Here is a 13,299-nt window from a genome sequence, read left to right as displayed (position 1 = left end):
CCATCACCCGCACCATCCGCGACCACAACAGGGCCGCCAAGCCATTCGCCTGGACCAAGCCTGCCGATACCATCCTCGCCAAGCTGGCCAGACTTCCTGCACCCTCTGAATGAGTCAGTGCACTAGGAAGCGAGCCGCGCCGGCTCCGCCTTCAGCCGCCGCAGCGCCGGTAGCACCTTGGCTCCGAAGTTTTCCAGCGAGGCTAGCACGCGGGCGGCCGGAAGGCCGCTGAAGCCCATGTAGAGGCTCCAATGCGTGGGCGAGAGGATGTCGAAATCCTCCACGAGCCGCTCCGTCACCTGCTCGGCCGAGCCGATCGGGGCGTTCTCCAGCAGCCAGTCGATGCTCGGCTCCCCCTCGAAGGCGATCGAGCGCATGAAGGCGCCGTCGCGCGGCGGGACTTCGTCGCGCAGCGAGAGGGTGGTGCGGATGAAGCGCAGCATGCCCTCAGCCGCCCGGCGCTTCTCGGCCGGGTCGTCGGTGACGAAGACGTATCGCTGGATGGCGAGGCGGAGCGCCGAGTCGGGCAGGCCGCCCGCACGCAGGGCGGCGAGCAGCTTGTCCCGCATCGGCAGGGCCGCCGCCGCGCGGCGATGCCCCTGGCTGATGAAGAGTGACCCGCCGGCGCGGGCCGCGCGCTGCAGCAGCTTCGGCTCCCCGCCAGCGAGGAAGAGCGGCGGCATCTGGCCAGGGAAGGCGGCGATGGGGGCTTCGGGAATCCTGAAGTGGCGTCCTTCGTGGCCGACCAGGCCCGTGGTCAGGCCGCGCTCGATGATGTCCCAGCCTTCCTCGAGGATGGCCGTGCGCTCGCCCATGGGGACGCCATAGGTATTGAACTCATGCGGCTGGTGCCCGGTGCCCAGTCCGAGCTGCATGCGCCCGCCGGTGAGGGCCTGCAGCATCCCCAGCTCCTGCACCACGCGTAGCGGGTGGTGCAGCGGCAGCACCACCACGGCCGGGCCGAGGCGGAGGCGCCGGGTGACCGCGGCGCAGTGGGCGGCCATCATCAGAGGGGAGGGGCAGACGGAGTGGCTGGTGAAGTGATGCTCGGCGAACCAAGTGCCGTCGAAGCCGAGCTGCTCCGCAAGGCGCACCATCTCCACCGTCATGCCGAGGATTTCAGCCGGGGTCTCATCCGCCCGGTTCTGCGACATGAGGTTGAAGAGGGCGATATCCATGCGTCGGGTCTCCGGAGGGGCCAAAGGCAAGCAGAAAGAGTGCCACCGCGCCGGGCGCGGCCTTGTCCCGGGGGGCTCCTGTGGACCGCCCCCGGTTTGACTGCTGCTTTTGGACGGTCGCGCCGGCGCCGTACAGGCCTGGCGGCACTTGGGCCGCCGGACATGGCGGCGTCAGATCCGTGGCGTTGCGGCCCTGACGACCTCTGCTTCACTCGGCGCCGCGATGCGCCGGTATCGCGCTTCCGCGAATTCAAAGGCCCCGAAGGCGGCGAGGCCAAGCGCCACCAGCCCGAAGAGGATGCGCCCGAAGGGTTGCTCCTGCAGGGCGAGCAACGCGCCGCCGAGGCCCCGCGCCTCGCCCGGATCGGATTGCCATGCCGCGACCAGGAGGAATCCGCCGATGATCAGGAAGACGACCGCCCGGGCCGCATAGCCGGCGCGGCCGAGCGGAACGACCCATGATGCCTGGGCCTGCCCGCAGGAAAGATGCTTCCTGAAGGAGGCTGACCAAGCCTTTCGGGCCATTCCTAAAGCGGCCGCGAGAACCCCGAGCCCGACGGCGCCGACGAGCCAGCGGCCGAAGGGCTGGGAGAGGAGCCATCGCGTCCAGTCCCGCGCAGCCTGTTCTTCCTCACCGCCGGAGGCCGAACCCATGAGGAGGCTGACGGCGAAGATACCGAGGCCAAGATAGACGCCGGCGGATATCAGCTGCCCGGCGCGCTTGGCCAGGGCGCCCCATGTGTTGCCGAGCCCGTCGGCATCAAGGATCGATTGCAGGGCGCGCCAGAGCGCGAAGCCGAAGAGGCCGAGCGCCACCACCCCGAGCAGGATGCTTCCCCAACTCTGGGAGAAGAGCGCCTGCAGGGCGCCTTTCGAGCCGGTCACCTCCCCGCCGCGGCCGAGAGCCACGAGCAGGGACAGGAGACCGATGAGCAGGCTGACGACGCCCCGGGCCGCGTAGCCAAGCCGGGCCAGCAACTCAAGGCGGTTCCGGTTAGCCACCATTTTCAACCCCGCTTCACGCGTCCGCACACCAGCCCGCAACGCAAGGCTGGTTGCCCGGGTTCCGTGCTGCTGCGCTGATCATGCCGACCAGCGCATCAACAGACGCGGGTGGACGTTGTGTTTGGCGGTAGCCGGCATCCCGGCGAGCCGCGTCTCCTCGTCTTCGCGATGGTGGCCACCTTCCTCCTGCCGTTGGCCCATGCCACGCTCTGAGGACGGCGGCGGGAGTGGCGGCGGTACGCGGATCGGCCAGGCCGGTCGCGACGGTCCTGATCGCTCCGCCTGCTCCCGAAAAGTGGAAAAGCACCTTATGAGCTCCGAAGCCGACTCCCTGCAGGAGGCGCCGACGCCGGTCCCCCAGCAGCCGCCCCGTGCCCTGTTCGTGGCCAACCGCAAAAGTCGGCGGGGCGCGGATGATGCGGAGGCTGCCGCGACCGCCATGGAGCGCGGCGGCATACGCCTGTTGCGGGAGGAATGCCTTGATCCAGCCGCCCTCTGCGCCACCATCCGCCGAATGGCGCCGTCCGTCGACATGGTCGTGCTGGGCGGGGGCGACGGAACAATGAATGCGGCTGCGCCGGCCCTGATCGAGACGGGGCTGCCGCTCGGGATCCTGCCGCTGGGCACAGCGAACGACCTGGCACGCACCCTGGGCATTCCGCTGGACCCGGAGGAAGCCGCCCGCGTCGTGCTCCGCGGGCAGGTGCGCCGGATCGACCTTGGGGAGGTGAACGGGCATCCCTTCTTCAATGTCGCGAGCATCGGCCTCAGCGTCGCCGTGACGCGGAAGCTGACGCAGGAGGTGAAGAGGCGCTGGGGGAGGCTGGGCTACGCCGTCGCCACCTGCCAGGCGCTGTGGCAGATGCGGCCCTTCTCCGCCCAGATCCAGTACGACGGCACGGTCCACAAGGTGCACACGCTCCAGATCGCTGTCGGCAATGGGCGGTACTATGGCGGCGGCATGGCCATCGCGGAGGATGCGGAGATCGATGACGGTCGCCTTAACCTCTACAGCCTTGAGTTCGAGAGCCTGTGGAAGCTCGCGCTGGTCTACCCGGCCTTCCGTTCCGGCCGGCATGGCATGTGGCAGGAGGTGCGGACCGCGAGCTTCGCTGAGGCGGAAATCCGGACGCGCCGCCCACGGGAGGTCAATACCGACGGAGAGCTGACCACGCGGACGCCCGCGAACTTCCGGATTCTTCGACAGGCCGTCAGCGTGCTGGCCCCGGCGGCTGGCAGCGAGGAGTCCGGCAGCGAGAAGTCTGGCAGGGAGGAATAGGGAGCCTGCGCCATGCCCTGGCGAAGGATCCCGGCAGGCTAGGCTTCATCCGGCGGCGGCGGGGTCGTCCGGGCCTTTGTGGCGCTGTAGCCAGAGCAGGACGAGCCAGCACAGAAGGGCCCAGGCGGCACCCACTGCCCAGCCGGCCAGCACGTCCGTTGGCCAATGGACCCCGAGATAGACCCGGCTGGCCCCGATGGTGACCGTCAGGAGCACTGCAACCATCAGGAGATAGATCTTGGCGCGGAGATCCGTCTGCACGCGGGCGAGCAGGGCGCCGAGGGTGAGATAGACGATCGCTGACAGCATCGCATGGCCGCTGGGGAAGCTCTGCGTGTAGACGGCGGCCCCGTGCGGGACGAGGTCGGGCCGTGGCCGGTCGAAGCCCCATTTGAGGGCGTGGCTGAGCAGTGTGCCGGTGATGAGGGAGACGGCGATCATGGCCGCTGCCTGCCGCTTGCCGGTCAGCAGGAGGAAGCCGGTGACGGCGACGGATACCATCGCAAGCACGGCGTTGCCACCGAAGGCCGTGAAGTCGCGCATGATCTCCTCGAGCCACCGTGGCCCGATGGGATCGGTTGGGTCCGCGCTATTGCGGAGGGAGAGGAGTACGTGCTCGTCGAAAGTGCGGGTTTCGCCTTCGACGACCTCCGCGGCCAGTTGGACGAAGGCGAACAAGGCTGCTGCTGTCAGAGCGATGGTGACAAGGGTCCATCGTTCCATGCCGATCACGCGCGGCGGAAGCCTCTGCAGCCACGCTGCCCTTTTCAGCATGGGTTCATGGCTCCGCTTCCCAAGGTCTGCGATCAGGCTAGCGCCCCGGCCGGGTCAGGCCAAATCCGGCCGCCGGCTTCCGGCGCCCTCATGCCATCTTCGTGAGCCAGGTCAGCAGGTCGCGGTCCAGGGCATCCCGGCACTCGTCCAGCCCGTGCCCACAACCTGGATAGAGGATCAGTTCCTTCGGCTCGCGCGCGCGCTGGTGGATGTCTCGTGAACAGATGTCTGGCAGCACCTCATCCGCGGTGCCGTGGATCAGCAGGAGCGGCCGGGGGCTGAGCAAGTCCGCCGCCTCCGTTCCCCGCGTCTGGCTGCTCAGGGCGGCGACGGCAATGACCGTGTTGCTGATGGCGCCGGCCGTGATGACCACGGCACCGCCGAAGGAATGGCCGACAAGGATCACCCGTCGCCTGCCTTCGCTGGCCAGCCAGCGGATGCCGAGCAGCGCGTCCTGGACGCAGTGCTCCAGCTGCCCGGGGTGCCGGTAGGCGAGTTCGAGGGAGAGGATGCCATGGGGACGGAGCTGCCGGCCGATGCGCGTGTAGAGGCCTCCAGCTGGTCCGTTCAGGCCACCGCCTACCCCGAACATCCAGAGGACCGCCACCTCGCCTTCTGCGGCGTGTTGCAGCCGGGCGTCCATGATGCCGTCGCTTGTCAACAATCGGAGCCGCTCCTGGCCCCCGGCTTCCTCGCGCCGCTCGACGCCTTGCAGCCTCGGGGCGGCTACCGCGCGGCTGCGACTCATGCCGGGCGCCTCAGGCCGGCGCGCGGCGACTCAACGGACATGCTCATGCTGGAACCTCTCGACTGCGCCTACCAGCTGATCCACTTCATCACGTGTGTTGTAGATGGAGAAGATGCACGCAGCACGCCGGGCAGGCCCAGATGCTTCAAGGAGGGGCTGGGCACTCAGCCGGCCTGCGCGCTGGCGGATGAGTCGTGACTGATGCGAGCGTCACACCGCTGTGTGCTGCAACAAAGGTTAGGTGCCTGGAACAGTATTCCTTGCACTGGCGCTTCCATCGGGCCGGTGCTTCTGCACAGATCATTCATGTGGGTGGTGATCTTGCAAGGGCGTTCTCCTGGCCATGCGGGACAAGGCCATCACTCATGCGCCAGTCGCATTCAGATGCAGCGGCATGAGATCTGTGCCGCAAGCACCCGTTGATGAGGTGGATTCATGAATCCGAAATTGAAGAACCTCTCTGAGCAGGTGATCGTCATCACCGGGGCGAGCAGCGGCATCGGGCTGGTCACTGCGCGCATGGGGGCACGGCAAGGTGCCAGCGTCGTCGTTGCTGCGCGCAACAAGGCTGCGCTCAAGGACTTGGTGGAGGAGATCAGGAAGGAGGGCGGTAAGGCCATCTATGTTGTCTGTGATGTCGGGCGGGAGGAAGACGTCCGCCACCTTGCCGAGACGGCGGTTCGGGAGTTCGGCCGTTTTGACACCTGGGTCAACAATGCCGGCATCTCCATCTTCGGGCAGGTCTGGGACGTGCCCATGGCCGATTGGCGCCGCATGTTCGAGACGGTCTATTGGGGCGTCGTCCACGGCTCCCTCGCCGCCGTCCGCCATTATCGGGAGCGCCGCGGCCCGGGCGCCATCGTGAATGTGGGCAGCTTCTTCGGCGATCGGGCGACCGCGGTGCAGGGAACCTATGCCTCTGCCAAGTTTGCAGTCCACGGCTTCACGGACACGCTTAGGATGGAGTTGGAGCACAACAGCCTTCCCATCTCCGTCTCCCTTGTCCATCCCGGTCGCATCGACACGCCATATAACGAGCACGCTGGCAACTACATGCCGATGCAACCGGTCCATCGGGGCATGGTCTACGCGCCGGAGGCGGTGGCCGAGGCCATCCTCTGGTGCGCGGCGCACCCGAAGCGGGACATGTATGTCGGATTCCAGGCGAAGTTCGCCGCCCTCCTCGGCGCCTTTGCCCCGCGGCTGACCGACAGGATTATGGAGCGGATCATGTACACCTCCCACCAGTCGCGGAACCGGGTGTCGAACGGTCCCCGCCCCCGCGCCCTGTTTGCGGCGGGCTATGGTGGCCAGGAGCGTGGCACGCATGAACCGCATCTTCGCCGCAGCCGGAGCCTCTATGTGAAGGCTACCAAGCGCCCCGTGGCGACAGCGGCGATCATCGGGGTGGCAGGATTGATGGCCATGACGGCGCTACGGCGCCCCCGGGCATGAGGATGGCGCACTAGTTCTTGGCGCGCGCGAAGGACGCTTCGAGGAACTCCAGGAAAATACGCACCCTTTGGCTAAGATGACGGCGGCTCTGGTACACGGCATAGACCGTGTCCTCCATGCGGTTCTCATGCTCCGGGAAGATCTGGACCAGCCGCCCGGAGGTTAGGTCCTGCCCCACCTGGAAATCGGCCAGCCGGGCGATCCCTGCTCCGGCACGGGCGAGGGCCATGAGCATCTCCCCCTGGTTGGCGGTTACGCTGCCGCTTGCCCGGATGCGGCTGACGGAGCGATCCGTGTCGCGGAAGGTCCAGGTGCTCCATGGCATCCGTTTGTTGAAGTTCAGGCACTCGTGCTCCGCAAGTTCGGCCGGGCTGCCGGGCGCGCCATGCCGCTTCAGGTAGGAAGGCGCAGCGCAGATGATCCAGCGCATGTCCGCGACGGGCCTTGCCACCAGAGAGGAGTCCGGCAGATCTCCGATGGAGATGGCGACGTCCACCCCGCCCTCGAGGAGGTTCCCCGGTTCGTTACCGAGCACGAATTCCAGCCGCAGCGCCGGGTGCTGCTGACGGAAGGCGGGGACCAGCGGCGCGATCCGGTGAATGGCGAAGGTCGGGATGGAGCGGATGCGCAGCACGTCGCGCAGCTGGACGCCGGCGAAGGCCAGGGCCTCGGCCTCCTCCACTGCTGCAATCGCCTGCAGCGCCGCTGGGTAGAAGGCCTCGCCCTCAGGGGTGAGGGCCAGGCTGCGCAGGGAGCGGTTGAACAGGGAAACCCCCAGCCGGTTTTCCAGCCGCGCGATGAGCTTGCTGACGGCCGAGGGCGACAGGGAGAGGGAGCGCCCGGCCGCGGAGAAGCCGCCATCCTCGACCGCCCGGACAAAGACCAGCATTTCCCCCAGGCGGTCCATGCGCCCCCCATTGTGACGGAAGTTCACACCAGCTTGTCAGCTTTGGAAATTGCCCGACCGGAAGCAAGCCCGTAGCGTCCCCGGCAAAGCGCGGCCTCTGCGGGGTCACGGCAAGAACAGAACGGGAGTGGTGCCTCATGTCCAGCACGCAGGCGAGCATCGACCGGACCAGCACGGCGGGTTCCGAGCACTTGGACGCCATCGTCATCGGGGCCGGCTTCGCCGGGCTCTACCAGCTGCATTCGCTGCGCGACCGGCTGGGACTGAAGGTACGCGTGTTGGAAGCGGGCAGTGGCGTTGGTGGGACCTGGTACTGGAATCGCTATCCTGGCGCCCGCTGCGATTCCGAGAGCTACTACTACTCCTTCTCCTTTTCGGACGAATTGCAGCAGGAGTGGGGTTGGAGCGAGCGCTATCCCGAGCACGGCGAAATCCGCCGCTACCTCAACTTCGTCGCCGACAAGTTCGACCTGCGCCGGGACATCCAGTTCGACACCCGTGTCCGCAGCGCATCCTTCGACGAGGCGGCGAACCTCTGGCATGTGGTGACGGAGGGCGGGACGCGCCTGTCCGCGCAATTCCTCATCACGGCGGTGGGATGCCTTTCCTCCGCCAATATCCCGAAGATCGCGGGCCTGGAGAGCTTCAGGGGACAGTGGTACCACACCGGCCGCTGGCCGCAGGAGGATGTGGACTTCACCGGCAAGCGCGTCGGGCTGATCGGCACGGGATCCACGGGTATTCAGGCCACTCCCGTGATCGCCGCCAAGGCCGCCCACCTCACCGTCTTCCAGCGCACGGCGAATTACAGCATTCCGGCGCGAAACGGGCCCGTCTCGCCCGAGGAGCAGCGGGAGATCAAGGCGAACTATGCCGCGATCCGGGAGCAGGCTCGGAACTCACCGAACGGCCACCCCTTCGACATCTCGCCGGTCTCGGCACTGGAGGCGCCGCCGGATGAGCGCCTGGCTCGCTACGAAGCGGCCTGGGAGCGCGGCGGCTTGCGCTTCCGCGCGGCCTTCAAGGACCTGCTGACGAACAAGGCGGCGAATGACACGGCCTCGGATTTCATCCGCGCCAAGATCCGCGGCATCGTCAAGGATCCGGCCGTGGCCGAGATGCTGACGCCGAAGGACCATCCCTTCGCCACTAAGCGCCCGCCCATCGACAGCGAGTATTTTGAGACCTTCAACCGCGACAACGTGACGCTAGTGGATATCAAGGCCTCGCCTATCGTCGAGATCACGCCGGATGGCATCCGCACGAAGGATGCGGAAATCCCGCTCGACATCATCGTCTTCGCCACCGGCTTCGACGCCATGACGGGGCCACTGCTGGCCGTGGACATTCGCGGCCGTGACGGAATTGCGCTGCGGGATTCCTGGTCCGCGGGGCCGCGGACCTATCTCGGGCTGCAGGTTGCGGGCTTCCCCAACCTGTTCACCATCACCGGCCCGGGCAGCCCCTCGGTCTTGACCAACATGCCGGTTGCCATCGAGCAGCATGTCGATTGGATCTCGCGCTGTATCCGTCATATGCGCGATCAAGGGCTGACCCGCATCGAGGCCGATGCTGCGGCGGCGGAGGCTTGGGTCGCGCATGTGAACGACGCGGCGAACGCGACGCTGCTGCCACTGGCCAACAGCTCCTGGTATCTCGGTGCGAATGTGCCGGGCAAGCCGCGCGTGTTCATGCCCTATGCAGGCGGGATGGCGAATTACGCCATGATCTGTGAGAAGGTTGCCGCGAAAGGCTATGAGGGATTCATCCTGAGCGACCCGGCCGTGCCCGAGGCACGGGGCGGCCGCGGCGCCATGGTGGGTTAGTCTGGTTCGTCACGGGGTGCTGGCCGTCCGGCGGGGCGCCCGGGGATGGCGCCGGGCGTCGCATCCGGCGCGGGGGGAGGAAGGGATGCCCGCCGTTCATCCTGACGTGCTCAAGCTCCTCGACACGATAAGGCAGGCTGGCAGTCCGACCTATGAGAGCCTGCCGCCTGAGGAAGCGCGGAAGGCGCATGCCGCGCGCGCACGCGCTCTGCAATCTCCGCCCGATCCTGTCGCGCTGGTGCGCGATATGCAGGCGACGGATGGCGGGATCTCTGTGCCCGTGCGCCTGTACCGCGACGCGGAGCCGCCTCCGGGATCGCTTCTGCCTTGTCTTCTCTTCCTGCATGGCGGCGGTTGGGTGCTCGGCAGCCTGGAAACGCATGACTGGGTCTGCCGCAGGCTTGCGAAGGAGAGCGGGGGTTGCGTCCTTTCCGTGGATTACCGGTTGGCGCCCGAGCATCCCTATCCGGCGGCGGTGGAGGACGCTTTGGCGGCTCTACGCTGGCTCGCCGCGGAGGCTGGGGCACTTGGCGTCGATCCGACGCGGATTGCGCTTGGCGGCGACAGCGCCGGGGGGAACCTGGCGGCTGTGTTGGCGCTGATGGGGCGCGACGGCACGGCGCCGCCGAGCATGTTCCAGGCGTTGCTCTATCCAGCCGTCGACCTGGCGGTGGCGGAGGGTGGCTATGGTCCCCGCACGCCCGGCATGGTGCTGACCGCGGAGACGATGCACTACTTTATCGGGCACTACCTGCCGGCGGCCGCCGACGGGGCGGACTGGCGCGCATCACCGCTGCGGGCGCCGAGCCTGCGCGGCGTGCCGGCAGCACTGGTGCTGACCTGCGGCCATGATCCGCTCTGCGGCGAAGGCCGGCGCTATGCCGAGCGGCTGGAGCAAGAGGGGGTGCGCGTCACCGCGCTGCATCTGGCGGACATGCCCCATGCCGTGTTGACCATGGACAAGGTCATTGGACCTGCGGCCTCATTGCTGAGCTTTGTCGCGGCTGCACTGCGTAACGCCTGGAGAAACTGACGAACTGATCCCTCCCGGGTATGCTGCCCGTCAGCCAGCGATTACCGATTTATGGCATCGACAAGGATGAGGCGTGTCACCATTCGACCGACGGGTCGAACGCGACCTCTTTGCGGGTCCGGCAGTTCATGCATCCGAGCATGACCCGCTTCCGGTGGGGCGCTCCGGGGGCCGGGTCGTCTGCCGCGCCAAGGACTGATAGCTTCAGGCCGCAGGTCTGGCATTTTCCGAAGCCCGGTCCGGCGGCGCGCCGCTTCCATGCCGCACGACGGTCCTCCATCGCGTCCCAGTACTTACTCATGGCCGCCACTCGTCTTTCTCCCGGCACAAGCTGCTCGCGGAACAGTTGGGCTCCAGGATCTACCAACACTTCGCTGCGCGAAAGAACTTCGTTTGGCGCAAGCCAGGGTTGTGATCGCTCGGCGCTACAGGCGGTGGACAAGGTCATTGCCACCATCTGGCATTATCTGAAGTCGCTTGGCCTATCCAAAACTATAGACGTCAGCTGCCCGATGGTTTCCGTGCCACGGAAGGCGTCGACTTCGCTTCATCCGACTCAGACCACGCTTGACACAGAGCAAAGCCGCGCCGTAACGTTTCTGGAGCGATGCACTGTATCGTCACGTGTCTATTCGGGTCGATCATGCATGCACAGAATGCCACGTTTCGATGCAAGGCGCGGCGCTGGGAGGACGCATCCGGATGCCGTTCGCCGTCATTGACCGCCCCTCATCGGTGCCCTCCGTCTCACTTGCTGTGCCCGAGCCTGGACTGACCCCGCGCGACCTGCTCGATCGTGCGATCTCCCTCCGGCCCATGCTGCGCGAACGCCAGGCGGAGCATGAGGAACTCGGCACCTATGCCAACGACGTCCATGCGACCTTCGAGCGCATGGGCTTCTACCGGATTACCCAACCGCGCATGTTTGGCGGTTACGAGTTCGGCCTTCCGACCTTTTTCCGAACCATGGTGGAGGTGTCGCGTGGCGATCCCGGTGCCGGGTGGTGCCTGACGCTTGCGGCCTCGCACGCATTCCTGCTGGCCTCGCACTGGCCGGAGCAGGCACAGCGCGAGTTGTTCGGCGAAACCGGCCACTTCGTCGCGCCGCATCGTGCACAGCCTCTGGGAACCGCGACGGTTGTGCCCGGCGGATACCGGGTCAAGGGCCGCTGGAACTATTCCTCCGGCGTGCCGCATGCGACGCATTTCATCGGCACGGCCATGCTCCAGAAGGATGAGCAGGCGCCGCCTTCCAGCGTGCTCGTCGTCGTGCCACGGGGTAACTTCGCCGTTCTGAAGGATTGGGGCGGCGATGAGATTCTCGGGATGCGCTCCTCCGGCTCCAATACTGTCGTGATCGAAGACGCGCTTGTTCCCGCGCACCATGTCATTCCCTTCAATGCACAATTCTGCCGGCCGGAGGAGATGGTGGGGGGGACGCCAGGCACGCGGCTGCACGGCAACCCCATGTATCTGGGCCGCATCATGGGTCCTTACCACGCCTCGCTAGTCTCCGTGGTGGTCGGCGCGACCTGGGCCGCAATCGACGAATACGAGGAGCTGATTGGCCGGATGAAGACGCTGGCGGACCCCAATCTGCTGCGTGCGGATCATCATGACTTTCAGCGCACGCTCGGCCTGGCCATCGCGGGCGCCGATGCAGCGGAGGCAATCCTGGTTCGGACGCTGGAGCGATACATGGAGCTATGCGAGCGCTGGGCGGCAGATGACACCCCAATCAGCGTGGAGGATAATCTACGCCTGCGTGCCACACTGCAGCAGGCGGGGGCGATGGGAGTGGAGACGGTGGAGATGCTGCTGCGCTCCGCCGGCGCCTTTACCACGAAGAAGGGAAACCGTCTTCAGCGCTACTTCCGCGATGTGATGATGTACCGCACGCACAGCTCCGCTTAGATGGAGGAGTTCGCGACCTATGTCGGGCGAGCCCATCTCGGCCGTCCCGTCGGCCTGCGCGGTCTGTAGGAGGCGGGGCCGGTGGATGGCGTGGCGAGGGTGGCGTCGCCGCTGGTCCTGGCGGATCAGGGCTTCTTCTGGGTCGGGGTCACGCGCAAGCTGCAACCCTATGGTTTGGCGGCAGCCGGGCAGATGTTCGTGCAGTACCAAATTCCCGCGGAGCGGCGGCACGCCCTTCCCGTGGTGATGGTGCATGGCGGGGGCGGGCAGGGGCTGGACTATCTCGGCACGCCGGATGGCCGGCCCGGCTGGGCCAGCTTCTTCCTTCGGCGGGGCCACGCCGTCTATGTGGTGGACCGCACGGCACTCGGACGTTCGCCCTATCATCCCAATCTGCATGGACCGCTTGGTCCTCCGCCGAGCTATGACTTCATGCGCGGCCGCTTTGTTGCGCCGGAACTGACGCCGGGCGCCTACCCGCAGGCGAAGCTGCACACGCAATGGCCGGGTGGGGCCGCGATCGGCGATCCCGTGTTCGACCAGTTCATGGCAGGCCAGGGACCTTCGATCGCCGACCTCGCGCGCGTCCATGCGGATATGCGCCGCTGTGCCGAAGCGCTGCTGGACCGGATCGGGCCAGCGGTGCTGATCACCCATTCGGCTGGCGGCCCCTTCGGCTGGCTGGCGGCGGATGCGCGCCCCTCTCTGGTGCGCGGGATCGTCGCCGTAGAGCCCCAGGGCCCGGCCTTTGTGGACGCGCCGGGAGGCGCGCTGGCCTGGGGCCTCACGGCGGTGCCTCTTGCCTTTGATCCGCCAGCCGAAGCACCGGAGGACCTCCTGCAGGCGCCGCTGAAGGCGCTGCGGCCGGATCTGCAGGATTGCATGGTGCAAGCCGAGCCTCCCCGTCAGCTGCCGAACCTGTGCAACTGCCCCGTCGCGGTGGTGACGGGCGAGGCGTCGTGGAAGGCGCAGCAGGACCACGGGGTCGTGGCCTTCCTGCAGCAGGCCGGGGTGCCGGCAGAGCATCTTCGCCTGGAGGAGCATGGGCTGCACGGCAACGGCCACATGATGATGATCGAGCGCAACAGCGACGAGATCGCAAAGCTGCTCGCCAACTGGATAGAGCGGAAGACGGCAATGGCGTGACGTGGCCGACAGGGCGGATGAACCGCCCGCGGTC

12 protein-coding genes and 1 pseudogene are annotated in these 13,299 nt (G+C 67.0%); 7 read left to right on the top strand and 6 right to left on the bottom strand.

Going from position 1 to position 13,299, the window contains the following annotated elements:
- Nucleotides 1–113, top strand: a pseudogene (locus GSE44_RS22620) (IS630 family transposase); the annotation flags it as partial.
- 9 nt (nt 114–122) lie between these two features.
- Here GSE44_RS22620 and GSE44_RS22615 read toward each other — a convergent pair.
- Complete coding sequence (locus GSE44_RS22615) at nt 123–1,178, bottom strand: LLM class flavin-dependent oxidoreductase (RefSeq protein WP_159351102.1); 1,056 nt, start codon at nt 1,176–1,178, stop codon at nt 123–125.
- Nucleotides 1,179–1,349: 171 nt separating this feature from the next.
- The gene (locus GSE44_RS22610) at nt 1,350–2,156 is read right to left on the bottom strand and encodes a DUF1206 domain-containing protein (protein ID WP_201306196.1); all 807 of its coding nucleotides are present in this window, start codon (nt 2,154–2,156) and stop codon (nt 1,350–1,352) included.
- A 337-nt stretch (nt 2,157–2,493) separates the two neighbouring features.
- On the opposite strand from GSE44_RS22610, the gene GSE44_RS22605 reads away from it, so the two are divergent.
- A complete protein-coding gene (locus tag GSE44_RS22605; protein ID WP_159351101.1) occupies nt 2,494–3,462 on the top strand; it encodes a lipid kinase in 969 nt (322 codons plus the stop codon).
- A gap of 45 nt (nt 3,463–3,507) precedes the next feature.
- Here the strand turns inward: GSE44_RS22605 and GSE44_RS22600 are convergent, their stop codons facing one another.
- Both GSE44_RS22600 and GSE44_RS22595 read right to left on the bottom strand, forming a co-directional pair.
- Nucleotides 3,508–4,185 (bottom strand): phosphatase PAP2 family protein, encoded by a 678-nt coding sequence (locus GSE44_RS22600; protein ID WP_235925074.1) that lies wholly within the window; start codon nt 4,183–4,185, stop codon nt 3,508–3,510.
- A gap of 139 nt (nt 4,186–4,324) precedes the next feature.
- Nucleotides 4,325–4,984: an alpha/beta hydrolase gene (locus GSE44_RS22595; RefSeq protein WP_159351099.1), complete on the bottom strand. Its 660-nt coding sequence runs from the start codon at nt 4,982–4,984 to the stop codon at nt 4,325–4,327.
- Nucleotides 4,985–5,419: 435 nt separating this feature from the next.
- On the opposite strand from GSE44_RS22595, the gene GSE44_RS22590 reads away from it, so the two are divergent.
- On the top strand, nt 5,420–6,439 hold the full coding sequence (locus GSE44_RS22590; protein ID WP_159351098.1) for an SDR family oxidoreductase: 1,020 nt from the start codon (nt 5,420–5,422) through the stop codon (nt 6,437–6,439).
- 10 nt (nt 6,440–6,449) lie between these two features.
- On the opposite strand, the gene GSE44_RS22585 is transcribed toward GSE44_RS22590, so the two are convergent.
- Nucleotides 6,450–7,346 carry a LysR family transcriptional regulator gene (locus GSE44_RS22585; protein WP_159351097.1) on the bottom strand — a complete coding sequence of 299 codons (897 nt, stop codon included), beginning with the start codon at nt 7,344–7,346 and terminating at the stop codon, nt 6,450–6,452.
- A 137-nt stretch (nt 7,347–7,483) separates the two neighbouring features.
- Here GSE44_RS22585 and GSE44_RS22580 point away from each other — a divergent pair, with 137 nt between their 5' ends.
- Together GSE44_RS22580 and GSE44_RS22575 are read left to right on the top strand one after the other, a co-directional pair.
- The gene (locus GSE44_RS22580) at nt 7,484–9,172 is read left to right on the top strand and encodes a flavin-containing monooxygenase (RefSeq protein WP_159351096.1); all 1,689 of its coding nucleotides are present in this window, start codon (nt 7,484–7,486) and stop codon (nt 9,170–9,172) included.
- 85 nt (nt 9,173–9,257) lie between these two features.
- The gene (locus tag GSE44_RS22575) at nt 9,258–10,205 is read left to right on the top strand and encodes an alpha/beta hydrolase (protein WP_159351095.1); all 948 of its coding nucleotides are present in this window, start codon (nt 9,258–9,260) and stop codon (nt 10,203–10,205) included.
- 76 nt (nt 10,206–10,281) lie between these two features.
- Here GSE44_RS22575 and GSE44_RS22570 read toward each other — a convergent pair whose 3' ends face one another.
- Nucleotides 10,282–10,653, bottom strand: coding sequence for a hypothetical protein (locus tag GSE44_RS22570; RefSeq protein ID WP_159351094.1), 372 nt, complete (start codon nt 10,651–10,653; stop codon nt 10,282–10,284).
- Between the two features lie 254 nt (nt 10,654–10,907).
- Here GSE44_RS22570 and GSE44_RS22565 point away from each other — a divergent pair, with 254 nt between their 5' ends.
- Both GSE44_RS22565 and GSE44_RS22560 read left to right on the top strand, forming a co-directional pair.
- On the top strand, nt 10,908–12,119 hold the full coding sequence (locus GSE44_RS22565; protein ID WP_159351093.1) for an acyl-CoA dehydrogenase family protein: 1,212 nt from the start codon (nt 10,908–10,910) through the stop codon (nt 12,117–12,119).
- A gap of 81 nt (nt 12,120–12,200) precedes the next feature.
- Entirely contained in the window at nt 12,201–13,265 is a 1,065-nt protein-coding gene (locus tag GSE44_RS22560; protein WP_159351092.1) for an alpha/beta hydrolase, read from the top strand.
- Nucleotides 13,266–13,299 lie beyond the last annotated feature (34 nt).

The organism is Muricoccus harenae (assembly GCF_009848505.1).
Taxonomy (GTDB): domain Bacteria; phylum Pseudomonadota; class Alphaproteobacteria; order Acetobacterales; family Acetobacteraceae; genus Roseomonas; species Roseomonas harenae.
The sequence above is the reverse complement of the archived record's forward strand: the minus strand, read 5'-3'. Positions and strand labels throughout refer to the sequence as shown.

What these genes read in the sequence shown, in the direction of transcription:
- GSE44_RS22615 (WP_159351102.1), bottom strand. Translation starts at nt 1,178, where the DNA reads ATGGATATCGCCCTCTTCAACCTCATGTCGCAGAACCGGGCGGATGAG.
- GSE44_RS22605 (WP_159351101.1), top strand. Translation starts at nt 2,494, where the DNA reads ATGAGCTCCGAAGCCGACTCCCTGCAGGAGGCGCCGACGCCGGTCCCC.
- GSE44_RS22600 (WP_235925074.1), bottom strand. Translation starts at nt 4,185, where the DNA reads ATGGAACGATGGACCCTTGTCACCATCGCTCTGACAGCAGCAGCCTTG.
- GSE44_RS22595 (WP_159351099.1), bottom strand. Translation starts at nt 4,984, where the DNA reads ATGAGTCGCAGCCGCGCGGTAGCCGCCCCGAGGCTGCAAGGCGTCGAG.
- GSE44_RS22590 (WP_159351098.1), top strand. Translation starts at nt 5,420, where the DNA reads ATGAATCCGAAATTGAAGAACCTCTCTGAGCAGGTGATCGTCATCACC.
- GSE44_RS22585 (WP_159351097.1), bottom strand. Translation starts at nt 7,346, where the DNA reads ATGGACCGCCTGGGGGAAATGCTGGTCTTTGTCCGGGCGGTCGAGGAT.
- GSE44_RS22580 (WP_159351096.1), top strand. Translation starts at nt 7,484, where the DNA reads ATGTCCAGCACGCAGGCGAGCATCGACCGGACCAGCACGGCGGGTTCC.
- GSE44_RS22575 (WP_159351095.1), top strand. Translation starts at nt 9,258, where the DNA reads ATGCCCGCCGTTCATCCTGACGTGCTCAAGCTCCTCGACACGATAAGG.
- GSE44_RS22570 (WP_159351094.1), bottom strand. Translation starts at nt 10,653, where the DNA reads ATGACCTTGTCCACCGCCTGTAGCGCCGAGCGATCACAACCCTGGCTT.
- GSE44_RS22565 (WP_159351093.1), top strand. Translation starts at nt 10,908, where the DNA reads ATGCCGTTCGCCGTCATTGACCGCCCCTCATCGGTGCCCTCCGTCTCA.